Raw genomic sequence first — 23,216 nt, forward strand, 5'->3', positions numbered from 1 at the left:
AAAATTTCCAAGATTGCATTAACTATGAATACTATCTGTGCGCAAACAAGTATTAAGAGATACACAATCTGCCATTCGTCTTCTAAAAAGTATTGAATTTAACTAAAAAATTGACTTTTCTGAAAAGTTTTGGTCCCCTGCCATTTAATACAATCATTATGAAAACTAAAACAACAAGGGAATACTTCCATACCCTTTTCGATTGCCTTCCTAAATAAATTTCCGTATACCTTGTCAGCACTGTCGCCTGGAGCAAAAGAATCTACATCATTTCGACTAATGCAAGGGATCAAGACTGATCTATATTCAGGGAGAATATGCATTAACTCATTTAAATGCTTTTGTCCTCTTGTAGTAATAGTGTCAGGGAAAAGCGCTAAAGAGCCTTGAGTCCAAGTAGTATTTTTAACTTCAACATATATATTTCGTTGATCTGAATTATTCTCTGAGGGAGTCAGAAGTAAATCAATTCGACTTCGGCGATCAACTCCATAAACAACTTCTTGTCGAATGCGTTCAATAGACCCAAGTTCTTTTTCTAAAAAACCTGCCTCAATAAGAAGTTTGACAAGCTTATTTGCTAAGGATGTATTAACTCCCACCCAACATGAAGATCCATCGGAAAGGCTAACTTCTGACTGCTCCCATGACCAATCTAATTTGCGAGTAGGTGATGGCGCATATCTAATTCTCACTCGACCACCTTCAAAAATAACTCCTTTCATTGGTCCAGTATTAGGACAATGTGCTGTAACTATTTCACCTGAATCAATTTTAATATCTGCCAAAAAACGCTTATATCTTTTGAGCAAAAGCCCTTCTTGCAAAGGAGGAAATTTAAGGAGCGTGTGATCTAGCATTACCATCATCAAATGATTGCGTTAAGTATTAGGAGAATCATCAAGAAAGTTCAATAAATTCATTTAAATAACCTATGACAAAATCCATTAAAAAAATTGCAGCAATTGTCACTTTAGGGACTTTACTAAGTAAATCGGGAGGAATGCTTAGACAACTTGTTATTGCAGGAGCATTTGGTATAGGTACCGCCTATGACGCTTATAATTATGCATATATAATTCCAGGCTTTTTCTTAGTTCTGCTTGGAGGACTTAATGGTCCATTACATAATGCAATAGTTAGTGTTTTAAGTCGAAAGAAACAAAAAGAGGCCCAATATATAACTGCTTCAGTAAATACAATAGTTGCTTTTACCCTCATTATCATTAGTGGAATCATATTCATTGCAGCAGACCAATTAATAAGAATTATTGCCCCAGGACTAACTACTGAAGTTCACCAGATTGCTGTAGTTCAGTTGCAAATAATGTCACCTATAGCTTTTATTTCTGCTTTTATTGGAATTGGGTTCGGGGCTTTAAATTCAAAAGATGAATTTTTTATACCTTCTATCTCTCCTGTTATATCAAGTATTGTTCTAATAGTATTTATAGGAATTTTCTGGCTTACAAAAAGTCAATCAATCCAATCTATTGATATTGGCCTAAAGGGAGGGATTATCTTAGCTGCAGCAACATTAATAGGAGCCATATTGCAATGGGGAATTCAACTTCCATCTTTAATAAGGAAAGGGTTCACTCCAATGAAGTTTGCTTGGAATATCAATCACTCTGGCGTTAAAGAAGTTTTACAAATAGTTGGCCCAGCATCTCTTTCTTCAGGCATGCTGCAATTCAATGTGTTCACAGATCTGTTTTTTGCTTCCAGAATTATTGGAGCCGCTGCAGGCCTGAGTTATGCAAATTTTCTAATTCAAGCACCTCTTGGCTTGGTTTCAAATGCTCTATTAATTCCTCTTTTACCAACATATTCAAAACTTAAGAATAAGGAAGATAGATCTGAACTTATCAAAAAGATTGATCAGGGATTAACTTTTTCAACAGCAAGCATGATAGTTTTTGGAGCAATACTTATATCTCTTAGTCACCAAATAATTGAACTAATTTATGCACGAGGAGCTTTCGATACAAAAGCAATTATTTTAGTGAGTCAATTATTAATTGCATATGCTATAGGGATGCCGTTCTATTTAGGTAGAGATCTATTAGTAAGAATATTTTATGCCCTTGGAGATGCAAAAATACCTTTCAAGATTTCAATAATAGGTATTATTCTTAATATTATTTTTGACTGGCTTCTAATCGGAGGCCCTACTCCATGGGGCAACCAAGTACCATTTAACTTTGGAGCACCTGGTCTTATTTACGCAACAGTTATTGTTAACTTATCAAGCTGCATAGCTCTTTTATTATATTTGAAAAATAAAATAAAAGGTCTTCCTTTTAAAAAATGGTTCTTCAACTTAATTAAAATGATTTTCTCGGGGTGCATTACAGCCTTAATTATTTACAGTATGAGTTCTATTATTTTATGGAATAAAGATTTTTTAAGCCTATTAATAGAAGTAACCTTTTCTGCATCTTTAGGTGTTTTCACTTTTACTTTAATGAATTATTTCTTAAAAGTAAGTGAAATCAACGAGCTAGTACAGGTAATAAAAAAAAATATTATTCGTTTTTAAGATAAACATCTCTTTCTTCTCTCACATGAAGTTGAACATCTAAAGACTTAGATCCATCTAATTTCAGACCATCTACTGAAAGAATTTTTGCTTCAATTCCAAATTCCTGAAATGCTGCCTCCATCTCCTGAATCAAAGCTTTCTCTACTTGAGCTTCAGCATCAAAAACTTTGCCTATAAATCTCTCGCCTAATCGGCCAACACGTTGGCGGACAACCTCACGAGCATTTGTAACTTCAATAATTAGCAATTGAATAATTCAACCTCAACAACCTTATCCGCAATAAGGTCCCAAAATCTCTTCTAAATCAAAAATTTGTCCTGGTGGAATCAATCGACCTAAAGGCAATTTAGTATTTCCACTCCCCAAATTAACTTGAACACCCTCAAGGGCCTTTCTTGCTGCAATCTCAGGCCCCTCTCCTAAATTGACGCTACACTCAATTGCTAAAGCCTTAGCCAAGCCTGCATCTCCTAGATACAAATTCCAATTAGCAACTCGAATATAAATCCGATCAGCAATCAAAACTTCAATTTCCCTGAGATGGTTTTCATCAAGAGTCATATTAAAATTAGGATTTCAGTATGTTTTTTTTACTTTAAAATATTTTGAAAATTTCCTTGTTTATTAAGCCAAAGGCCACTCTCAAAAGAAATCTTTTTACGAAAATTAAAACTTCTAATCTTCTTTTGTAGTTTTTTTCTTCTGAATAGTTGACGAAGACCCCCAAGTGGATAGATATTTGTTTTTCATGCGCCTGTAGCTCAGCGGATTAGAGCATCTGACTACGGATCAGAGGGTCGGGAGTTCGAATCTCTCCAGGCGCGTTTTTGTGGTAATCAAAACTAAATTTTGAGGTAATCCTTAAATAGAGAAAATAAGAGAAAATTTTTCGTCAATTTTTGCAAGGTTTGATTACGATCCAAGCGGTTTCTTTTATCAATTAGGAGGGGAGTTTCTTGTTGGCCATTAATACTGCTTTAAAGGATTTAGACCCCTCCTTGAATGATTTAATAAAGCATGAGCTGGAAAGGCAAGAAACACATATAGAGCTTATTGCAAGTGAGAATTTCGCTTCCTCTGCCGTTATGGAAGCCCAAGGAAGTGTTTTAACAAATAAATATGCAGAAGGCTTACCTAACAAGCGGTATTACGGCGGATGTGAACATATAGACAAAATAGAAGCATTGGCCATTTCAAGAGCTCAGAGTCTTTTCAAATCAAAATGGGCAAACGTTCAACCTCATAGTGGGGCTCAGGCAAATTTCTCAGTTTTTCTAAGCCTCTTAAAACCAGGCGACACAATTATGGGTATGGACTTATCCCATGGAGGGCATCTCACACATGGATCACCAGTCAACGTAAGTGGCAAATGGTTTAAAGCAATTCATTACGGAGTTGATAAAGATTCAGGAATACTCGATATGGAAGAAATAAGAAAGCAAGCGTTAATTCATAAACCAAAATTAATTATTTGTGGATATTCTGCCTATTCAAGAATAATTAATTTCCAAGCATTTAGATCTATCGCTGATGAAATTGGCGCTTACTTAATGGCAGACATAGCTCATATTGCCGGACTTGTTGCCTCTGGACTTCACCCTAATCCAATAAATCATTGTCATGTTGTAACGACCACCACCCACAAAACACTCAGAGGTCCTAGAGGAGGATTAATACTTACAAACAATGAAGACCTAAGTGCAAGGTTAGACAAAGCAGTTTTCCCAGGCACTCAAGGAGGTCCTTTAGAGCATGTAATTGCAGCTAAAGCAGTTGCGTTTGGTGAAGCATTAAATCCTAATTTTCATGACTATATAAAGAATGTAATTCTTAATGCAAAATCATTGGCCGCTCGAATGCAAGAAAGAGGTATTCCTGTTGTAAGCGGCGGTACAGACAATCATCTTGTACTTTTAGATTTAAGAGGTATTGGGATGACAGGAAAGGTTGCAGACAAATTAGTAAGTGATATCAATATCACAGCAAATAAAAATACCGTTCCTTTTGATCCTGAATCACCCTTTGTAACAAGTGGCCTTCGATTAGGGACCGCAGCAATGACAACAAGAGGTTTTAATAAAGAAGCCTTTGAAAAAGTTGCTGATTTAATTGCAGATCGTCTGTTGAGTCCAAATGATCAATCCATAAAAAACCAATGCAAAGAAGAAGTGGAAAAACTTTGTAAAACTTTCCCACTTTATAAAACATCTAAATAACAATTAGCTAGAAAAATAATGTCCTCACAAGGAATCGAAATACTATGCATTGGTTCAGAATTATTACTTGGAAATATTCTTAACAGCAATGCTAAATGGCTTGCAGAAGAACTTGCTGTACTTGGCCTACCTCACTTTCGACAAACAGTCATAGGTGATAATTTCATCCGTCTAAAGAATCTAGTAATAGAAACTTCTCAACGAAGCAGAATACTTATAACAACTGGAGGACTTGGTCCAACACCTGATGACCTAACGACAGAAACCATTGCAGCAGCTTTTAATACTCAATTAGTTAAGAATGATGAGATCTGGTTAGATATTAAAAAAAAATTTATAGTTAAGGATTTTTTACCCACACCAAATAATGAGAAACAAGCTTTCATTCCAATAGGGGCTCAAGTTATTCCAAACCCTTCTGGAACGGCACCTGGAATAATTTGGAGCCCTACAAAAAATTTCACAATAATCACTTTACCTGGTGTTCCATTAGAAATGAAAAAAATGTGGATTCAAACCGTGGTTCCATGGCTTCAAGAAAATATTGAAATAAATTCAACATTTATAAGCAAAACACTTCATTTTGCAGGTATTACAGAATCCAAACTTGCAGAAGATTTAAAAGACCTTCTAAACAATGAAAACCCTACAGTTGCACCTTATGCCTCAATCGGAGAGGTGAAGTTAAGAATAACGGCAAAAGCGAAAAATTTTTCCGAAGCGCAAAAACTTATAACTCCTATAGAGAATAAAATCAGACAAGTAACTGGTTTTAAATATTTTGGATCTGATGAAGAAAGTTTAGCTTCAGTTGTGATAGAACTTTTACGACAAAGAGGAGAAAAACTAACACTTGCTGAATCTTGCACAGGTGGAGGGATATCAGCTGCACTTACATCCATTCCAGGTTCTTCTGATGTATTCCTTGGGGGGGTTATTGCATACAACAATTCGATCAAAATAAAATTATTAAATGTTTCTGAAAGTCTTATCAAAAAGTATGGAGCAGTTTCTGTCGAAGTAGTTGAGGCTATGGCTAAAGGTGTTTTAAAAAAATTTGATGCTGACTGGAGTATTGCTGTAAGTGGTCTTGCCGGGCCAGGTGGGGAAACTGTTTCCAAACCAATTGGCCTAGTTCATATGTGTATTTCAGGTCCATTTGGCGAGGAATTATGTACCGAATCATTTAATCCCAAAAGAGGAAGAACCTGTATTCAAAAATTGAGTGTTTTAAAAAGCCTTGATCAACTTCGCTTATTTCTACTCAATAAGAGTTAATGTCAGGTATTAAATAGGAATAGCAATTGAGCTCAGGAACGCTCTACGACAAGGTTTGGGATCTTCACCGGGTAAATGAATTACCCGGTGGTTCTACTCAATTGTTTGTAGGGCTTCATTTAATACATGAAGTTACAAGTCCTCAAGCTTTTGCTGCTTTAGAAGAAAAAAACTTGAACGTTAGATGTCCCAATCTCACAGTGGCCACAGTTGATCATATTGTTCCAACAATTAGTCAGCAACGTCCCTTTGAAGATCCTTTGGCTGAAGAAATGTTGACTACTTTAGAGAAAAATTGCAAGAATCATAAAATCAAACTTTATGGACTGGGTAGTGGTAGCCAAGGCGTTGTTCATGTAATGGCTCCTGAATTAGGACTTACTCAACCTGGAATGACAGTAGCTTGTGGAGACTCACACACATCCACTCATGGCGCGTTTGGAGCAATTGCATTTGGGATAGGCACAAGCCAAGTAAGAGATGTACTTGCCAGTCAAAGTCTTGCAATGAACAAACTCAAAGTCAGAAGAATTTGGTTTGATGGCGTACTGAAAAAAGGTGTATATGCAAAAGATCTAATTCTTCATGTTATTAGTCATCTAGGAGTCAAAGGTGGCGTTGGCTATGCCTATGAATTTGCAGGACCAGCAATTGAAGCTCTAACTATGGAAGAGAGAATGACTATATGCAATATGGCAATAGAGGGTGGAGCAAGATGTGGTTATGTAAATCCTGATTCAACTACCTTTAATTATTTAGAAGGTAAAATAAATGCTCCCAAAGGCGAAGCTTGGACTCTTGCTTTAAAGTGGTGGAAAAGTCTTTGCAGTGACAAAAAGGCAATATTTGATGATGAAATTGCATTTAATGCAAATGAGATAGCTCCAACAGTTACATGGGGTATTACTCCTGGACAAGGAATAGCTATTAACGAATGCATTCCCACTCCAGAGTCACTTGAGGAAAAAGATCGATCTATAGCAGAAGAAGCCTATAAATATATGGAGTTAACTCCTGGAACTCCAATTATTGGAGTTCCAGTTGATGTTTGCTTCATAGGAAGTTGTACTAATGGTCGACTTAGCGATTTAAGAGCTGCCGCTGTAATTGCTAAAGGTAAGCAAGTAGCAGACGGAATTAAAGCATTTGTTGTTCCTGGCTCAGAGCAAGTAGCAAAAGCAGCTATAAAAGAAGGCCTAGATCATATTTTTACTAAAGCTGGCTTTGAATGGAGAGAACCTGGATGTTCAATGTGTTTAGCAATGAACCCAGACAAACTCCAAGGCAAGCAAATTAGTGCAAGTTCAAGCAATAGAAATTTCAAAGGCAGGCAAGGCTCATCAAGTGGAAGAACTCTACTTATGAGTCCGGCAATGGTTGCTGCAGCAGCTATTCACGGAAAAATCACTGATGTAAGAGAAATGCTTTAAAAATACAATCGAGATCTAACTCAAATCATTTATAAATTAATGGAAGCAAATTTCCCGTCAGGAAAAATCAAAGAAGTTTCAGGCAAATGTCTTGCCTTAAAGGGAGATGATATAGATACAGATCGCATAATTCCCGCAAGATTTCTAAAATGCGTAAGCTTTCAAGCTTTAGGCGAACAAGTATTTGCAGATGACCGAAGTGAAGTAAAAGGCTCTCATCCTTTTGATCAAAAAGAGAATCAAGGCAGTTCAATTTTGATAGTTAATAATAATTTTGGATGTGGATCAAGTCGAGAACATGCACCACAAGCACTTATGAGATGGGGCATTAGAGGAATTGTAGGAGAAAGTTTTGCTGAGATCTTCTATGGGAATTGTTTGGCTCTAGGTATTCCATGTTTCACTTCGAGCTCAAAGCAAATCAATGAATTACAAGCAAGTATTACAACACAGGAACCAAATCAATGGGTATTACAAATCAATGAAGAAGTAATAAAGCATAAAAATATTGCATTTAAAATCAAAATTGAAAGTGGTTCAAAAGAGATGCTTACAACAGGTAAATGGGATGCAACTTCCCAACTCATTTCCGAAAAAGAAAAATTAACTCATCTTATGAAGAAATTACCTTACTTAAATAATTTTTCTAAAACCTGAATTTCAATAATGAGTATAAATAAATTACATTTAAAGAACATCTACTAATTGGTTAACAAAGGTTCACCCGTCTCACTAAAATCAAATCCATTTAATCTAAACATAATGCCACCAGCCTTTTGATAGGGCTGATAAAAAAGGCCAAATCCATATGCTCTTCTTTGTATTATGGTCGCGACCTGAGATTTAATAGATTTACCATAATGATTAGATCTTTTATCTATATTATATTCTAGTTTAGAGGCGAAAAGTAAAGGCCCATAAATTTGCTGATCAAGTTCTAAACTTATAGTTCTTAGGTCAACATTATTATCAAATCTAAAAGGACTTGATCCGTCTTTTATCGTAATTCCTGGCATAACTGAAAATCTTGTATAGTCCAAAAAAGATTTGGTATATGTTCCAAAAGTAATTTCTGGTCCCAAATCAAAATTTATCAATGCCTGATTAGTACTATTACCATAAAAAGAATATGAAGTACTTATTTTAGTATTAAAATCTAATCCAGGTTGAATAACATTAGGAGAATAGCGATATTTTAAAATTCCTGAAATTTCATCTTTTTTATTTCGGTAAATAGGAAAGCTTGAATCTAGTGAAGCAAAAATATTTGTTTTCCATAACTCTATTAATTTATTATTTTCGTAGTAATCTTCTCCCTCATAATGCCCTGAACCAAGACTCATATTATATCTATGAGAAATTTGATTAAATTTAAATTCTCCATGTTTATTTAGTTGAACTCCTGATGCAAAATAAATATCACTATCTCCTAATGAACCATTCCAAACCTTGTCCCTGTAAGAAGTAAAAAATGAGGTATTAACTTTATCTATATTATAAATTTTTAAATCTCTGCTTAAAGTTCCATTATACCTATAACCATTAGAAAATCTTTGGCTATCAAATGTAGTTATTTCAGATGAAAGATTTATATCCCAATTAGATTTTTTACCTTCCAAAGCAACATTCAGACCAAACAGATCTGCAAAATTTGTCTCTGTTGATATTTTATCGCTCAAAGGTCCAGCACCATTCTCAATATAATTATTTGTTTTTCCTTTCAAAGCTCTTTGAAGTAAAAATTGTGGTTGAAAATATAATTTAAAATCTTTCCCTATATCCAAAGGTGAGATTTTCCTTCCAAGGAACAAACCATCTTTCTCTTTATAGTCTAGGCCTATAAACCATTTAACTGCTTCACTTTTACCTAGTTTTCTATTTTTTAATAAAGGAATAGAAAATTTTTCTTCAATTATTAAACGACTTTTAGAGCATGAGATTAACGTAGAGTTATTGTCTTCCTTGGCTTCAACATCTTGAGCTTCGATTCTTGCTTGAGTAGGATTTAAGGGGTCATTCGTAAAGCTAATTTTATCAGCAGACCATCCATTCTTTCTTATTATTATCCTTGGAGATTGTATCCTCCAATTATTAATAACTCCATCTTTATCTGTAGAGTTAGCTGATAAGCCTAATTCAGAATCAATACTTCCGCCTTTAATAATATAACCATCTTTTAGTATTATATTTTTGATAGGTGATACCCTAATTTGATCTTCAGCTAAAACTAATGCTTTTTCCGATTTAATTAAATTTATATCATTTGAAATTGATTCAATAGAAAGGAGTCCATATACATCATTTACTTCACCAACCTCGCGGATGAAATCATAATTTAGTGAAGACGCTTGAAAGTATTGGGAGCCCTTTTTAAAAACAACATTTCCTGTAGCAACTAGAATTTTTTTCTGTCTATCATACTCGATTCTATCTGATGCAAGTATAGCTCCATTGAGAATTGCTTTTACATTTCCTTCAGCAACAAAAACTTTCTCATTTAAATCATATTGACGATCGGCATATAAATTAAGTTCTAGTGGAATTTTCTCTTTTCCAATTTGAAAACTTAATTCTTCTATATTATTGGAATTGTCAGAATTATTTTTAAAGGCCCCCAAAGCTTCTATAGGTGTGACACATAAGACTCCTAAGGCAAATATTCCAAAGACTTTTTTGCAATCTAAAGTTTCCGAAAACATACTATTTAATCAACAACAAAATATTGCACGATATAGCCATCTATCAGCCATATCCAGTCCAGTATTTTTCCTGTCTAATTCAGATCCTTTTGGAGGTGAATTTAGTCCTGAGGGCTTTCAAGGTCCTTTCTAGCAGGAACTCTTGACGGATCACTAGCTAAGAATCCAAACAAGAAGACTCCTACAAAAAAGAAGACGATGGTATATACGGAAATCTTTAGAGCAAGCATAAATAATAACTACTTTATAAAAACCAAAGATATCCTAATTGATCCCTCTTTTGACGCAGAGTAAAAAAGGTGTTACACATCCTTGAATTGGAATGGATTGAAATGTTTCCTTTGAAAAAGTTTAAGCATCTAAATGCACTCCAAAATTCTTGATAAAAACCAGTCTATGGTTTGATTTCCAGTAATTCTTATAGTTGAAAAGGAATCATTTCATAGAAGCAAACCAAAACAATTGAATAAGTGTTTATAAAATGGTCGTCGGTTGTACGAAAGGTCCCATACAATAATAAAATTCAAACTCTAAAAGAGGACAAAGCTTCGACATGGGACAGAAAACTGCTATAGGAAGCCTTCTCAAATCAATAGGCAATTCTGGACAAGGCAAGGTTGTGCCAGGATTTGGCGCGGCACCAGTTATGGCCCTTATTGGTGTTCTTCTACTTGTTTTCTTAGTAATAATGCTACAGATTTACAATCAATCACTGGTTCTGCAAGGATTTACAGTTGATTGGAATGGAGTGAACTAACTAAATTTAAATTTCAGATGAGGTTGCTTTAATGAATGTCTTTGGCATTGGCCTGCCTGAGATAGCAGTTGTTGCTGCTATAGCATTGATCGTTTTTGGTCCAAAGCGATTGCCTGAGCTTGGAAAAACTTTAGGAAAAACTCTTAAAGGCCTACAAGCAGCCTCATCAGAATTTGAAAGTGAGATTCAAAAAGCAATGAATGAAACAGATGATTTAAACAATGAAACAGAAGAAGAAAGTAAACAATAAACAGAATCTGCTAATGCAAAATAAAATTAATCACAAGCAAAAGCAAGTGAAGATATTTTAATGAGCGAAATTGGCTTCAAACTATTAGTAGGCTTAGGTAACCCAGGCTCAAAATATAAACAAACTCGCCATAATATAGGTTTCATGGCATTAGAAAGACTTGCAGCACAACAATCAGTTGAATTCAAAGAATCTAAAAAAGTTTTTGGAAGAATTGCAGAAATAGGAATCGGAGATACTAAGCAACGGTTATTGCTACCTAGTACTTATATGAATGAAAGCGGGAGATCAATAAATGCAGCCATTTGTTGGTTTGATATAGAGATTAATCAAGTCATAATAATTGTTGATGATATGGATCTACCCTTAGGGAAACTAAGGATTAGAAATAAAGGTGGTTCAGGTGGCCATAAAGGTTTAAAGAGTACTATCTCGCATTTAAAGACTGAAGATTTTTGTAGATTAAGAATTGGTATTGGCGCTCCATCATTAAATCCCATAGAACGAAAAGTAAAAACATGTGAACATGTTTTAGGTTCATTTAGTTCAACTGAATTACTGGTGGTTGAAGAAGTAATTAAAAAAATATTGGCCAGTTTAGATTTAATAAAAGAAGTGGGTTTAGAAAGAGCTAGCAATGAAATTAATTCATATAAAAACGAATTAATAATATAAAGTCATATGTCAAAAAAAAAGCCTTTAACTACTGCTTATGTATGTGTAGAGTGTCAAAATTTCTCTAAGAAATCTATAAAAGGTAAAGTTTCAGCAAGTAATTTCGAATGGAGCTTTATTTGGAAATTTGGGACTGGAGAGCTAATTATCAAGCCTCCTCTAGGAAGGGCTTTAATTAAAGACTCTCTTGAGCGATTTTTAGTGAAAGACGATTACAAATTGGAACCGGGAGGAAGTTATATGTTTACTATTCGGGCCAAATTTTAAAACTAGTTTGCACTGACCAGGTTAACTTTACATTCAAAAAGTCTTCAGCCAAAATCAATGCTGCTAAAGCATCTAAATTCTCAGATGGTAGTACCATACCATCTGGTAATAGACGAAGAAAAAAATTTTTAGGCCAAATGTCCCAGTATCTATCTCTCGCCCTTAAGGTAGTATTTTTTTCTTCTTGGAAAATAGTTGGAATATTCAATTCTGAATTAATTTCTAAGTTTAAAGAATTACTACTTGTCCCATTCCCAATAATTATTAAATCAACTGAAGCTTCACTTTCCCAGGAATTAATTAAATGGATAGTTGATGCTGTCCTTGCAACTTTTGCATCAATAACACTTTGCAGAGATTGATTTACTAAGACTAATCCACATTTGTGCTTACCTGGGTCTATTGCTATCAATCTCGACATCTTAGAAGTTGAAGCTAATTTTCATTTAATTTATCATTAACCATCAATTTTATTGATATTGGATCAGCAGTAAAACTATTATTTACAGATACAGCATTCAATTTGAGTTTTACCTTTTCTCTTAGAAGTATGCTTTTAGAAATTTTGTTTATCTGAGTTGGATTGATTTTAATTTCAGAACTAAGAGACCCCCTTCTCTTTACCTCCGCCAAGGTTGAAGAAAGAAGGATCTTAAGATTTGAAGTAAAGTCATCTTCAGTATTTATCTCTTTCAAATCCAAGTTTATACTTGCTATGATTTCATCCTTAAGAACAATTTTGGAGTTCTGGATAACCTCAGGGAAAGCATATATATAATCCTCACCCTTTAAGACATTGTCAGCTGAACGAATATGAACCAACCAACTTCCTCTTTTTCTTATTATTTGCTCTAATTTTTTTATATGATCTTTCCTAATTAATAATATTCTTTTATCAGGCTTTTCTCCTGGCTTTATTTTTAAATAAGAGTAATAATTGGCGATTTGAAGAAGATTCTCTATTTTTTTCTGAATTTGATCTGTATCTTTTATAGAAATAACAGAACTTGCCAAAGACTGACCACTGCTTATCACTACATCACCTCTTCTAAGTGCAATGAAATTATTCTCAACTTGCTTTAATACTTTTTCACCATTAACAATTCTATCTTCTAAGGTTTGTCTTTCATTTTGTAAGGCTAATAGATCTTCTCTATTATTCTGTAATTTAGATTGGAGATCTTTTAATTCAAATAATCCTACTCTCAGTTCCCTACTAACCAATAACATAAGACTTAGTGAGATAGCACTAATCAAACTGCCTGTAATAACAGTTATAAATACAGCTGTTCTTCTAGGCCTTAACTTAAAGAGACTTAGTCTTGCCTTACCAATACGACTTCCAAGTAAGTCCCCTAGAGTCGACAGGAGTCCACCAAGAATTAACAAAGAAATAATTAGGAGCCAACCTGTCACGGAAAAATCAAAATTGGTTTATCAGAAAGACAAACTAGAACTATATTTTGACACTAATGGGTTTCAGTTGAAACGTTTTGCAAGGGCAATGGGATCAAATACCGTAATTTTCTTACGATCAATTTGTAAAAGTCCTGAATTTCGTAAATCTCCTAACAATCTTGTAATTGTTACTCGAGTCGAGCCAATTGCTTCCGCAATTGCCTGATGAGAAAGTCTTAAGTCAATGGTGATGCCTTTCTCTCCAGGCATTCCAAAATCTCTGCAAAGGACTAAAAGGAAACTTACCAATCGTGAAGACATGTCTCTATGAGTCAAAGTTTCTATCATCGTCTCTGTTTGCAAGATTCTGCTTGATAAACCTTGCAACAAAAGTAGTCCTACAGCAGTATCTTCTTCAATAGCTTTCCTAACAGATGTAGCTGGAGCTGTAATCATCTCCACTCTTGTAAAAGCAACAGCATGGTAAAAACGGTCTGAGCGATGACCTGTAATAAGGGATAAAACTCCGAATAAACTATTTTCCCTAAGCAAAGCTACGGTTATTTCCTCACCTGATTCATAAACTCTAGATAATCTAACCGCACCGCGTTTGATTAAGTACACCCTTTCGGCAGGATCTCCTGGGAAAAAAATTGTTTTAGATCTATCAACAATCTCTGTACAAGCTCCTTCAAGAGATTTAATTACTTCAAAAAGTGTGGCTTTAGTTAATGAGCCATCTACATTAGAAGAATTAACCGAGTAGTGATTTCTCAATTTCGTCTGATTTGAGCGACTAAAGCCTCTTAGGGGGGTAACCATAGCGACAAAGCCAATGCATGGAGATTAATTTGACACTCCAAAAGCATATGTAGCTATGAGTACTTTTTTAAGTCTTAGTGAAAAGGAATCAAGTTAAACAAATTCAGCAAAAAGATTTGCAGAAAAAGTAATCCACGCCTTTCAGACACAGGTTTCATTTGATTCATAGTAATTTTCTGCACTCACTTCTCAAGAGCACTACCTATAGTGTTAAAAAAGTTGTTATACAGAGCAACAACGCTAGATTGAAAATCATGACTGACTTTTCAGTGAATAAATGACTTCAAGCCTTTGGGACATAAAGGATTACTCAGATAGCAGGGCTGTTGGATTGCAACCAGTACATCAAGTATCTAGTAAATTCCCTTTACATTTAGTTGTCCCGCAAGGACAATTACAAATTCATACCGCTTCTTTTAGAGGAAGTTTCTCAATAGTATTAAGCGAGGCCATAAGAGCAGCTGGATTAGGAAGCAATGTACTAATAGCTCAATTTCTAAAAGGAGGAGTAAATCAAGGGCCTAATCAAGGAATTAATCTTTGTGGCGGACTAACGTGGATAAGACCAGATTTACCTTTCTGCTTGAACAATAAAAAGGAGAATACATCAACCCAAAAGGAAACCGATATTCGCAAAGCAATAGGAAATGTATGGGAGAGATGTAAGGAGAGTTTATCTTCAAAAGCAATCAATCGATTAGTACTAGATGAAATAGGTATGGCAACTTCATTAGGTTATATAGAAAAAAGTGATTTAATTTCTACTCTGAAAGGACGGCCAGCCGAAACAGATTTAATTCTGACAGGACCTTCAATACCAGAAGAAGTCCTGGCAATGGCCGACCAAGTAACTGAACTTCGTTGAACTTCAAATAATGCTCAAAAACGATCTCTGGATAAAGCAACAAGCAGATGCAGGAATGCTGATTCCCTTTCAAGAAAAGTTAATTCGGCATCTAAACCCAGAAGAAAATAAAAATCCTGTTCTAAGTTTTGGATGTTCTTCTTATGGATATGACCTTCGGCTTTCAGCCAAAGAGTTTCTAATTTTTCGTCATATTCCTGGAACAGTAATGAATCCGAAAAAATTTAATCCAGACAATTTAGAAACTACAACTCTTCATAAAGATAAAGATGGTGAATATTTTATTCTTCCTGCCCATTCATATGGACTAGGTGTAGCTCTAGAAAAAATGAAAGTTCCGGAAAATATAACAGTCATTTGTCTTGGTAAAAGTACATATGCTCGCCTAGGAATTATTGTCAATACGACTCCAGCAGAAGCAAGTTGGGAAGGACATTTAACACTTGAATTTAGTAATAGTTCAGGTGCTGATTGTAGGGTTTATGCAAATGAAGGTATTTGCCAACTACTTTTTTTTGAAGGAGACCCATGCCAAACAACTTATAGTGACCGCAAAGGAAAATATCAGCATCAACCTGAAAAAGTAACACTTGCTAAAGTTTAATTATGAAAATAGTTGAATTTATAACAGCAACGCCAGATGCAGAAAAAACTATGGCTTATATAGCAAGAGTAAGCAATCCAAGTAATCAAAGTAATGATAATTTTGAGAAGTTAATTAAATATTGTATTACCCATGAACATTGGAGTGTTTTTGAGCAATCTTATATGACTTTGCAAATAGAAACTAATCGTGGAATAGCTGCTCAGATTCTCAGACATCGTTCATTCACATTTCAGGAATTCTCTCAGAGATATTCAGATAGTACGCAGTTAGGAGAAATACCAATACCAGAATTAAGGCGACAAGATGTAAAAAATAGGCAAAACTCAACCTCTGACTTATCTGTAGATGTTATCCGAAAATTCGAAAATAAAATCAAAGAGCAATTTGAATTAAATAAAAGTCTTTACGAGGAAATGCTTAATTCAGGAATTGCCAAAGAGTGTGCACGATTTGTTCTGCCACTTGCTACCCCAACAAGAATATACATGACAGGTTCCTGTCGATCATGGATACACTATATTTCATTAAGAACTGCGCATGGAACACAGAAAGAACATATGAAGATAGCTGAAGAATGTAAAAATATTTTCATCAAACAATTCCCTACAGTTTCTTCAGCTATGAATTGGTAATAATCAACCATGACTTCTTGGTTTTATTGAGTCTTGATTGTTTTTTATAGCTAATTTTATATTTGATTGAATTGAATTTTGATTGTTATTTGTAATGTTTTTACTAGGTATTCTTTCATTTAACAAATAATTAATTGATTTATTAATTTGCTCTTCTGACTGCAAACCTTTTGATACATATATAACTTTAGCATCCTTATCTAGGAAAGTTAACTGTGGAACTCCATTGACCTCATATTTATCTATAAGTTCTCCCCACCTTGGATTATCCACATTCAATAAGACAAAGTTAACCCTATCAGAGTAATTCTTTTCTATATTGAACATAGAGGGTGCCATTTTCTTACAAACTTCACACCAATCTGCATAAAACTCAAAAACTGTTGGCTTTTCATTATTAATTGCTTGCATAGGTTCCATAGATTTTTCTGCTAACTGATTTAAAGGGGCTTGAGAATTTAAATTCCCTCTAAGAAATAATAAAATTATTATCAAAGACAGGGTCGATATAGTTAAGATTATTTTTTGGAGATTAGTTATAGATTCTGAGCTAATACTTTTCGGCATAAGAAGAAAATATAATATTTCCAAATTATATCTTAAATAATCGATTTAATAATTAAATTACCTTTTGAATATTCCGCTTAAATTTATGTCATTAGCATTCCTTCTATACAAAACCCTGTAAATCTTGAGTTGATTAGCCATTGCATAATGCTCACGTTCAGTAACAACAGAAAAAGGGTTTTCATCCAGCCATTCAAAATCATTCAATGGTTCGCGAGTAAAGCATTGACTGGAATCAACTAAATCTATCATTGGTTTAATAACAGAAAACACATCACTTTGAAGAAAGAGTTCGGCCCCAGGCTTAAAGGATTTAATTAGTGATAAAAGTAAACTAGGCTGCAGGACTCTTCTCTTATAATGCCTTCTTTTAAACCAAGGATCTGGGAATTGAATCGAGACTCTTCTCAGGTTCCCATGGTTAAGTGTATTAAGCCATTTTTCTAAGCTTACATTTGCATTACAATATGAGAAGTTTAAGTTAGCCAACTTCAATCTATCCTTATCTTTTTTCGCGGATAAGACTAGTTTATTGCGAATCTCTATACCTAAGTAATTCCAAGTGGTATCTAGAGAAGCAAGGTCTAGAAGAAAGCGACCTTTTGCACAACCAATGTCTAGATGAATTGGCAAATCAATATTCGCAAAGAGATCCTTTACTTGAGGTATCTCTATCGGTAATTGAAAAAATCTACTAAGAGGGTTTACATGCTGCCGCATTATGGAAAAAAATTTTTAACATTCCTTTTAAAAGAAGAATAAACAAATAATGACCAAAAAGCGGTATAACAATTAATGATGAACTATTTTTGAGTAAAGCCACCTTGACTGAGATCCAATACAGAACTTTAGTTTGGCTAGCCTATAGGCTTGCAGCCACCTTTGCATTCGGACTACCTTTAGTCCTTTTAATATGGTCATCTATTAAAAAAGAACAAGCGATTTCAAGATTGCTCTCAATATATTGGAAGGTTTCAAGTTTAATTTTCATAAGTATTCTTTTATTAACTAGTAATCAACCAATTGGATATATAGCTTCTTTTTTCTCTCTAATCTTAAGCATAGTCTCAATATGGTTTTGGGTCGACCTTAATGAAGAGATTGGAGAAATGCCTCTCTGGAAACCTTTACCTCTTGCTACAAAGGTTTGGAGATGGGGATTAAGCTTCTTGGGAATATTATATGTTGCCTTAAATTCATTAAGTTTAAAATGTTTTCAAGTTATAGACCAATCATTTTGTAATGCTTGGATTATAGGACCTCAAAGTTTACATGAAACAAATAAAATCATCCTAAGATTTCTTTTTGGAGGTAGCTGGAGTCAATCTTTAGCTGGTGTTATAGGTTATTTAGCTTTAATTATTTATATAATTGGCTTAATACAATGGCTCCTAATTAGACTACCTAAACATGGAAGAATAGCTGGTGAATTTTAATCAAATAAAAGATCATATGAGAATTAAGTTTGTTATTAAGATAGTTTTATTTATCTTATATTAATTACAATCTATTTATTATTTCCAAGCACCTAGAACATAGTTTTGGATGTTTAAGATCCTTACCAATATCATTCTCAAAATGCCAACATCTGTCACATTTCGAACCTCTGGCTTTTGATATCTCCAAAAGGCAAGTATCATTTTCTATAATTACAAATGTTTCTGCCCAAGGTTCTCCATCTATCTGCAAAGAAGAGACAAGCAACCAGTCACGCAAATTATCTACTTCTTTAAAAGATGATTTATCTAGCCAATTCATAGCCTCAGCAAGATAACTATCTCTAATTTCAATACGTAATGACGCCTCAAGTGAGGATCCAATGTTATTACTAACTCTACATTCTTCTAACCCTCTATTGACTTCACTTCTTAAATTCCTTAAATAAGAAATTGGTTGAGTTAGGGAATCGTTTACCCATATATTTGGTACTTTAGGCCATCCATTTTTAAAGACAGATTCTACTTTTGTGTCATAAGGGATATTTTGCCATATATCTTCAGCCATATGGGGTAAAACAGGAGCGATCATTCCAGCAAGCCTTTCAATAATTAAGGACAAAACTGTCTGACAAGTCCTTCTAGTCCTATCATTTGGTGCACTAATATAAAGTCGATCCTTCGCAATATCTAAGTAAAAGTTAGACAAATCAACGACACAAAAACTTTGAATTGTCTGGAAAAATTTTGAAAATTCATAATTTTCAAATGCACTTGTTACTTCATCTATAACTTCACCAGTTCTATGAAGCATCCATTGGTCTATAAGAGGTAATTCATTAATATTAATTTCATTTTTATGAGGATCAAAATCATGCAAGTTTCCCAATAAGTACCTAGAAGTATTTCTAATTTTTCTATATACATCAGATAATTGCTTCAAAATATTTGATCCTATCGGCACATCAACCGAATAATCTACAGAGCTAACCCAAAGTCTTAAAACATCAGCTCCGAATGGTGGTTCTTTTTTTTGATTAGAACCACCGTTAATTATAATTAATGGATCAACAATATTGCCTAAAGATTTGCTCATTTTTCTCCCATTTTCATCTAAAGCAAAGCCATGAGTTAAAACTCTTTTATAAGGAGCTTGATTATTCACTGCAACCGAAGTAAGTAGGGAAGATTGAAACCATCCTCTATGCTGGTCTGAACCTTCTAGATATAAATCAGCAGGGTAATTCAATCCATTGTTCTGACAACATATAGCTTTCCAACTTGATCCTGAGTCGAACCATACATCCATAGTATCTGTGCCCTTAATCCATCTAGATGCCTCATTCTTATATGAAGGTGGTAAAAGATCTGATTCATTTTTTTCCCACCAAATATCAGCACCATGGTCAGCAAATAATGTCTCTATATGATTCAATGTTTCTTCATTTAAAAGAACATTACTTCCATTTCTCTCATAGAAAACTGGTATTGGAACTCCCCAAGTTCTTTGTCTAGATATACACCAATCACCTCTATCTTTAACCATTGAAGTAATCCTATTTCTCCCTGAATTTGGTAGCCAATCAACTGAATCTATAGACTCTAAAGCATTTTCACGAAATCCTTCCACTGAGGCAAACCATTGTTCAGTTGCCCTAAAAATTGTAGGTTTCTTTGTTCTCCAATCATATGGGTACTTATGTTCATAAGGGACCTGTTTTAATAAAGCGCCAGTTTCTTCAAGGGACTTGATAATTACTGAATTAGCATCTTTCAAAACATTTAAGCCTGCAAATTCACCAGCTTCTTCAGTGAAAATGCCACTTTCATTTACAGGGCAAAGTATTGGCAAGTTATATTTAAGCCCTGTATTAAAGTCATCAACACCATGGCCAGGAGCAGTATGAACAAGTCCAGTGCCTGAGTCTATATTTATATAGTCGCCTGCAATGACTACGGGACTATTCCTATCAAACAAAGGATGTTTATATAAAATTCCTTCTAATAGAGAACCTTTTACTTTCGCTTCTTCAAGAAATTTTATTTGAGTAATTTCAGAAACTTTTGAAAGCAATGATGAAGCTAATATAATTATTTGACTCTTTCCATATGAAGCAAATGTGTAATCTAGTTTTTCATTAACTCCAATTGCTAAATTTGCAGGAAGAGTCCATGGTGTAGTTGTCCAAACAGCAACTTTTATAGATTTGTTATTTAATAACGCAGAGTCTAAACCCTGTTTAATTAATTCCTTGATTAGTTGCTCAGGAAGTTTGACTACTTCAAAAGTTAAATACACACTTGGGCTAATATGACCTTCTGGATATTCCAGTTCCGCTTCAGCTAAAGCAGTTCTAGAACTAGGACTCCAATGAACAGGCTTAAGTCCTCTATAGATATATCCCTTAAGCGCCATCTCACCAAATAATTTTATTTGAGCCGCCTCATATTTTTTATCCAGAGTTAGATAAGGGTTTTGCCAATCTGCCCAAATACCCCATCTCCTAAATCCTGACATTTGACTGGCGACCTGTTTTCTTGCATAGCTGGCTGCCTTTTTTCTAAGTTTTAGAGGAGTTAAATTTTTTCTTTGTTCTTGATCAAGCGTCTGAAGTACCTTTAATTCAATTGGAAGACCATGACAATCCCAACCAGGAACAAAGTTAACTCTTTTCCCTTGCAGAATTTGAAATTTATTGATTATGTCCTTAAGTACTTTGTTAAGAGCATGCCCCATATGAAGCTTCCCATTTGCATATGGAGGTCCATCATGCAATGTAAATACAGCACCTTTATTATTCCTGCCAAGCTCTAGATCAATTCCGTGATCACTCCAAAAAGCCTGGAGCTCAGGCTCTCGAATAGTGGAATTAGCCCTCATCCCAAAATTTGTCTTCAACAGATTTAGGGTTTCCTTGTAGGACGTAATTATAGTTTCGTCCTTTTTTTTATCCTTAGTCACGTTGATAATTAATTAAAATGATTATGAGTCCTAGGAGGGACTATTTTCAAAATTAAACTGATTTGCAAAAATCTTCAAAGCCTATATTGCATCTCGCCAAGATTAAAATAAATAAATGTTCTCAACTAATAAAATTTGAGGAAACTTCGTCTTTAAGTCCAAACGTAACAAATTAGAAATTTGTAAATAATTGCCTTAGGGACACTGAGTCTAGCTAAAAGTCAAAACCAAGAAATCTCACAACCAAAAAAAATCGGAAAATAATGGCCAATAAGGGTAAGTCTTCAATTACAATTCCTTGAAATCCATTGCCCACCTGGCGGAATTGGTAGACGCGCTGGTTTTAGGTACCAGTGACTTAGGTCGTGGGAGTTCAAGTCTCCCGGTGGGCATAAATTTCTTACACTGGTAAGGTCTTTATCTTTATTGCTCTAATGTTGAATGGCAATAAATCAAGACTTAGCGAAAACTAGTCCAGCATAGTATAAAAAAATTGAAGTCCTCCATTGACTGGCAAAAAGAACTACAGGAGTTCCTGGACCCTCCCAGCGAATGGAACATCACTGTCTTTTTGTTTATTGGAGGTTATTTACTAGCAGGATTAAGCATATGGGAATGGTATAGAGGTGAATGGCCATTACCGCTGTTGGTCGGCTTAGCTTTTCTTGCTCTTCATATGGAAGGCACAGTAATTCATGACGCCTGCCATAACGCTGCTCACCCAAATCGTTGGATCAATCAAGCTATGGGGCATGGAGCTGCAATTCTTCTTGGATTTAGCTTTCCTGTCTTTACCAGAGTTCATTTAGAGCATCACAAATACGTAAATGACCCCAAAAACGATCCAGATCATATTGTCAGTACTTTTGGCCCTGTTTGGTTAATTGCACCAAGATTCTTTTATCACGAATACTTCTTTTTCGAAAGAAAGCTCTGGCGACGTTATGAATTAATGCAATGGGGAATAGAGAGAGGTTTATTTATATCAATTGTTTTGGCTGGACTTAAATTTAATTTTATGAATATTATATATAATTTATGGTTTGGACCAGCCTTAATGGTTGGAGTAACATTAGGGATTTTCTTTGATTATCTACCACATAGACCTTTCTTGTCTCGCAATCGCTGGAAAAATGCGAGAGTTTATCCTAGTAAAACGATGAATTGGTTAATTATGGGCCAAAACTATCATTTAGTTCATCATTTGTGGCCTTCAATTCCTTGGTTTGAGTACAAACCAGCTTATGAAGTGACCAAACCATTATTAGATTCAAAAGGTTCTCCACAAAGAATGGGAATTTTTGAATCAAGTAAAGATGGATTTAATTTCTTGTATGACATAGTTCTCGGTATTAGAAGCCACAAAAGAAATAGAAGTAAGATGAGAAATATTGCTAAGATAATTCCTAATAAAAATTTGAGGAAAAAATTTATTAGCCTTATTCATTCAACAGCCATTATTCCTATAGCTAAAGGCAAGTAACTAATCAGATAATATTTGAGGAACACGAAAGTAATCTGCCTCTCTGCATGGAGCCAAATCGATCAATTCTTCCCTAACTTGAGTAGGCTCAACAATATCTTTTCTCAAGACATTTACAACTTCAACTGCACGGGTAGTTGGCTGAACATCATTGGTATCAATTCTTTCAAGTTGCTCTATATATCCAAGAATGCTCTCTAATTGCTGAGAATAAATATCTATCTCTTCATCTTTCAAATCAATACGAGCTAATTGAGCGACTTTACGTACATCATCAGAAGAAATGTTTGTCATTAACTAGATAAAATAATTTTTTTAATTTCCAA

General features: G+C 34.6%; 26 protein-coding genes and 2 tRNA genes. 16 read left to right on the plus strand and 12 right to left on the minus strand.

The annotated features are described in order from the left end of the window. Positions 1–98 precede the first annotated feature (98 nt). Positions 99–860 (minus strand): DNA/RNA nuclease SfsA, encoded by a 762-nt coding sequence (gene sfsA, locus SOI85_RS04895; RefSeq protein WP_320663313.1) that lies wholly within the window; start codon positions 858–860, stop codon positions 99–101. A gap of 74 nt (positions 861–934) precedes the next feature. Here sfsA and murJ point away from each other — a divergent pair, with 74 nt between their 5' ends. Next, positions 935–2,542 (plus strand): murein biosynthesis integral membrane protein MurJ, encoded by a 1,608-nt coding sequence (gene murJ, locus SOI85_RS04900; RefSeq protein ID WP_320663314.1) that lies wholly within the window; start codon positions 935–937, stop codon positions 2,540–2,542. Here the strand turns inward: murJ and SOI85_RS04905 are convergent. Continuing rightward, complete coding sequence (locus tag SOI85_RS04905; protein WP_320663315.1) at positions 2,529–2,792, minus strand: cytochrome-c oxidase; 264 nt, start codon at positions 2,790–2,792, stop codon at positions 2,529–2,531. The genes murJ and SOI85_RS04905 overlap by 14 nt on opposite strands. A 24-nt stretch (positions 2,793–2,816) precedes the next feature. Next, on the minus strand, positions 2,817–3,107 hold the full coding sequence (locus SOI85_RS04910; RefSeq protein ID WP_320663316.1) for a DUF3181 family protein: 291 nt from the start codon (positions 3,105–3,107) through the stop codon (positions 2,817–2,819). Positions 3,108–3,296: 189 nt separating this feature from the next. On the opposite strand from SOI85_RS04910, the gene SOI85_RS04915 reads away from it, so the two are divergent. The 5 genes from SOI85_RS04915 (at position 3,297) to SOI85_RS04935 (ending at position 8,127) form a co-directional block, all read left to right on the plus strand. Then, positions 3,297–3,370, plus strand: a tRNA-Arg gene (locus SOI85_RS04915). A gap of 132 nt (positions 3,371–3,502) precedes the next feature. Continuing rightward, on the plus strand, positions 3,503–4,762 hold the full coding sequence (gene glyA / locus SOI85_RS04920) for a serine hydroxymethyltransferase (RefSeq protein WP_320663317.1): 1,260 nt from the start codon (positions 3,503–3,505) through the stop codon (positions 4,760–4,762). Between the two features lie 18 nt (positions 4,763–4,780). Continuing rightward, on the plus strand, positions 4,781–6,040 hold the full coding sequence (locus SOI85_RS04925) for a competence/damage-inducible protein A (RefSeq protein ID WP_320663318.1): 1,260 nt from the start codon (positions 4,781–4,783) through the stop codon (positions 6,038–6,040). 26 nt (positions 6,041–6,066) lie between these two features. Continuing rightward, positions 6,067–7,470, plus strand: a complete 1,404-nt coding sequence (leuC, locus tag SOI85_RS04930; protein WP_320663319.1) for a 3-isopropylmalate dehydratase large subunit — start codon at positions 6,067–6,069, stop codon at positions 7,468–7,470. A gap of 39 nt (positions 7,471–7,509) precedes the next feature. Next, complete coding sequence (locus SOI85_RS04935) at positions 7,510–8,127, plus strand: 3-isopropylmalate dehydratase small subunit (protein ID WP_320663320.1); 618 nt, start codon at positions 7,510–7,512, stop codon at positions 8,125–8,127. Positions 8,128–8,171: 44 nt separating this feature from the next. Here SOI85_RS04935 and SOI85_RS04940 read toward each other — a convergent pair whose 3' ends face one another. Further along, positions 8,172–10,169, minus strand: coding sequence for a DUF3769 domain-containing protein (locus SOI85_RS04940; protein ID WP_320663321.1), 1,998 nt, complete (start codon positions 10,167–10,169; stop codon positions 8,172–8,174). A 101-nt stretch (positions 10,170–10,270) separates the two neighbouring features. Next, the gene (locus SOI85_RS04945; RefSeq protein WP_320663322.1) at positions 10,271–10,399 is read right to left on the minus strand and encodes a photosystem II reaction center protein I; all 129 of its coding nucleotides are present in this window, start codon (positions 10,397–10,399) and stop codon (positions 10,271–10,273) included. Between the two features lie 323 nt (positions 10,400–10,722). On the opposite strand from SOI85_RS04945, the gene psbH reads away from it, so the two are divergent. From psbH to SOI85_RS04965, 4 genes are read left to right on the plus strand one after another with little or no spacing between them, the layout of a single operon-like run. Beyond that, positions 10,723–10,926, plus strand: coding sequence for a photosystem II reaction center phosphoprotein PsbH (psbH, locus tag SOI85_RS04950; RefSeq protein WP_320663323.1), 204 nt, complete (start codon positions 10,723–10,725; stop codon positions 10,924–10,926). 31 nt (positions 10,927–10,957) lie between these two features. Beyond that, a complete protein-coding gene (locus SOI85_RS04955) occupies positions 10,958–11,176 on the plus strand; it encodes a TatA/E family twin arginine-targeting protein translocase (protein WP_320663324.1) in 219 nt (72 codons plus the stop codon). A 60-nt stretch (positions 11,177–11,236) separates the two neighbouring features. Next, complete coding sequence (gene pth, locus SOI85_RS04960) at positions 11,237–11,851, plus strand: aminoacyl-tRNA hydrolase (RefSeq protein ID WP_320663325.1); 615 nt, start codon at positions 11,237–11,239, stop codon at positions 11,849–11,851. Between the two features lie 6 nt (positions 11,852–11,857). Further along, entirely contained in the window at positions 11,858–12,118 is a 261-nt protein-coding gene (locus tag SOI85_RS04965; RefSeq protein ID WP_320663326.1) for a DUF3146 family protein, read from the plus strand. Here the strand turns inward: SOI85_RS04965 and SOI85_RS04970 are convergent. The 3 genes from SOI85_RS04970 to ntcA form a co-directional block, all read right to left on the minus strand. Then, a complete protein-coding gene (locus tag SOI85_RS04970; protein ID WP_320663327.1) occupies positions 12,099–12,539 on the minus strand; it encodes a resolvase in 441 nt (146 codons plus the stop codon). The two genes, SOI85_RS04965 and SOI85_RS04970, sit on opposite strands and share 20 nt — an antisense overlap. A gap of 14 nt (positions 12,540–12,553) precedes the next feature. Continuing rightward, the gene (locus SOI85_RS04975) at positions 12,554–13,534 is read right to left on the minus strand and encodes a DUF3084 domain-containing protein (protein ID WP_320663328.1); all 981 of its coding nucleotides are present in this window, start codon (positions 13,532–13,534) and stop codon (positions 12,554–12,556) included. 63 nt (positions 13,535–13,597) lie between these two features. Continuing rightward, positions 13,598–14,338, minus strand: a complete 741-nt coding sequence (ntcA, locus tag SOI85_RS04980) for a global nitrogen regulator NtcA (protein WP_320663329.1) — start codon at positions 14,336–14,338, stop codon at positions 13,598–13,600. Positions 14,339–14,615: 277 nt separating this feature from the next. On the opposite strand from ntcA, the gene SOI85_RS04985 reads away from it, so the two are divergent. From SOI85_RS04985 to thyX, 3 genes are read left to right on the plus strand one after another with little or no spacing between them, the layout of a single operon-like run. Continuing rightward, positions 14,616–15,203, plus strand: a complete 588-nt coding sequence (locus SOI85_RS04985) for a cob(I)yrinic acid a,c-diamide adenosyltransferase (RefSeq protein WP_320663330.1) — start codon at positions 14,616–14,618, stop codon at positions 15,201–15,203. A gap of 10 nt (positions 15,204–15,213) precedes the next feature. After that, positions 15,214–15,807, plus strand: coding sequence for a dCTP deaminase (dcd, locus tag SOI85_RS04990; protein WP_320663331.1), 594 nt, complete (start codon positions 15,214–15,216; stop codon positions 15,805–15,807). A gap of 2 nt (positions 15,808–15,809) precedes the next feature. Continuing rightward, positions 15,810–16,442 (plus strand): FAD-dependent thymidylate synthase, encoded by a 633-nt coding sequence (thyX, locus tag SOI85_RS04995; RefSeq protein WP_320663332.1) that lies wholly within the window; start codon positions 15,810–15,812, stop codon positions 16,440–16,442. A gap of 3 nt (positions 16,443–16,445) precedes the next feature. Here the strand turns inward: thyX and SOI85_RS05000 are convergent, their stop codons facing one another. Continuing rightward, complete coding sequence (locus tag SOI85_RS05000; protein WP_320663333.1) at positions 16,446–17,009, minus strand: thioredoxin domain-containing protein; 564 nt, start codon at positions 17,007–17,009, stop codon at positions 16,446–16,448. 57 nt (positions 17,010–17,066) lie between these two features. Beyond that, positions 17,067–17,729, minus strand: coding sequence for a tRNA (guanosine(46)-N7)-methyltransferase TrmB (gene trmB / locus SOI85_RS05005; protein WP_320663334.1), 663 nt, complete (start codon positions 17,727–17,729; stop codon positions 17,067–17,069). Positions 17,730–17,833: 104 nt separating this feature from the next. Between trmB and SOI85_RS05010 the strand changes: the two genes are divergently transcribed. After that, positions 17,834–18,445, plus strand: a complete 612-nt coding sequence (locus SOI85_RS05010) for a DUF3177 family protein (RefSeq protein WP_320663335.1) — start codon at positions 17,834–17,836, stop codon at positions 18,443–18,445. A gap of 64 nt (positions 18,446–18,509) precedes the next feature. Here SOI85_RS05010 and ileS read toward each other — a convergent pair whose 3' ends face one another. Next, positions 18,510–21,416, minus strand: a complete 2,907-nt coding sequence (gene ileS, locus SOI85_RS05015) for an isoleucine--tRNA ligase (RefSeq protein WP_320665118.1) — start codon at positions 21,414–21,416, stop codon at positions 18,510–18,512. A 301-nt stretch (positions 21,417–21,717) separates the two neighbouring features. On the opposite strand from ileS, the gene SOI85_RS05020 reads away from it, so the two are divergent. Continuing rightward, positions 21,718–21,799, plus strand: a tRNA-Leu gene (locus tag SOI85_RS05020). Between the two features lie 92 nt (positions 21,800–21,891). Then, a complete protein-coding gene (crtR, locus tag SOI85_RS05025) occupies positions 21,892–22,890 on the plus strand; it encodes a beta-carotene hydroxylase (protein ID WP_320665119.1) in 999 nt (332 codons plus the stop codon). On the opposite strand, the gene gatC is transcribed toward crtR, so the two are convergent. Beyond that, positions 22,891–23,184, minus strand: coding sequence for an Asp-tRNA(Asn)/Glu-tRNA(Gln) amidotransferase subunit GatC (gene gatC / locus SOI85_RS05030; protein WP_320663336.1), 294 nt, complete (start codon positions 23,182–23,184; stop codon positions 22,891–22,893). Between the last annotated feature and the right edge of the window lie 32 nt (positions 23,185–23,216).

This window comes from Prochlorococcus sp. MIT 1223, from assembly GCF_034092465.1.
GTDB lineage: Bacteria > Cyanobacteriota > Cyanobacteriia > PCC-6307 > Cyanobiaceae > AG-402-N21.

Coding starts and splice junctions, on each gene's coding strand:
- SOI85_RS04940 (WP_320663321.1), bottom strand. CDS start 10,169: ATGTTTTCGGAAACTTTAGATTGCAAAAAAGTCTTTGGAATATTTGCC.
- SOI85_RS04985 (WP_320663330.1), top strand. CDS start 14,616: ATGACTTCAAGCCTTTGGGACATAAAGGATTACTCAGATAGCAGGGCT.
- ntcA (WP_320663329.1), bottom strand. CDS start 14,338: ATGGTTACCCCCCTAAGAGGCTTTAGTCGCTCAAATCAGACGAAATTG.
- SOI85_RS04970 (WP_320663327.1), bottom strand. CDS start 12,539: ATGTCGAGATTGATAGCAATAGACCCAGGTAAGCACAAATGTGGATTA.
- SOI85_RS05000 (WP_320663333.1), bottom strand. CDS start 17,009: ATGCCGAAAAGTATTAGCTCAGAATCTATAACTAATCTCCAAAAAATA.
- SOI85_RS04965 (WP_320663326.1), top strand. CDS start 11,858: ATGTCAAAAAAAAAGCCTTTAACTACTGCTTATGTATGTGTAGAGTGT.
- gatC (WP_320663336.1), bottom strand. CDS start 23,184: ATGACAAACATTTCTTCTGATGATGTACGTAAAGTCGCTCAATTAGCT.
- dcd (WP_320663331.1), top strand. CDS start 15,214: ATGCTCAAAAACGATCTCTGGATAAAGCAACAAGCAGATGCAGGAATG.
- SOI85_RS04935 (WP_320663320.1), top strand. CDS start 7,510: ATGGAAGCAAATTTCCCGTCAGGAAAAATCAAAGAAGTTTCAGGCAAA.
- trmB (WP_320663334.1), bottom strand. CDS start 17,729: ATGCGGCAGCATGTAAACCCTCTTAGTAGATTTTTTCAATTACCGATA.
- SOI85_RS04955 (WP_320663324.1), top strand. CDS start 10,958: ATGAATGTCTTTGGCATTGGCCTGCCTGAGATAGCAGTTGTTGCTGCT.
- sfsA (WP_320663313.1), bottom strand. CDS start 860: ATGCTAGATCACACGCTCCTTAAATTTCCTCCTTTGCAAGAAGGGCTT.
- pth (WP_320663325.1), top strand. CDS start 11,237: ATGAGCGAAATTGGCTTCAAACTATTAGTAGGCTTAGGTAACCCAGGC.
- SOI85_RS04945 (WP_320663322.1), bottom strand. CDS start 10,399: ATGCTTGCTCTAAAGATTTCCGTATATACCATCGTCTTCTTTTTTGTA.
- thyX (WP_320663332.1), top strand. CDS start 15,810: ATGAAAATAGTTGAATTTATAACAGCAACGCCAGATGCAGAAAAAACT.
- murJ (WP_320663314.1), top strand. CDS start 935: ATGACAAAATCCATTAAAAAAATTGCAGCAATTGTCACTTTAGGGACT.
- SOI85_RS04910 (WP_320663316.1), bottom strand. CDS start 3,107: ATGACTCTTGATGAAAACCATCTCAGGGAAATTGAAGTTTTGATTGCT.
- psbH (WP_320663323.1), top strand. CDS start 10,723: ATGGGACAGAAAACTGCTATAGGAAGCCTTCTCAAATCAATAGGCAAT.
- SOI85_RS04925 (WP_320663318.1), top strand. CDS start 4,781: ATGTCCTCACAAGGAATCGAAATACTATGCATTGGTTCAGAATTATTA.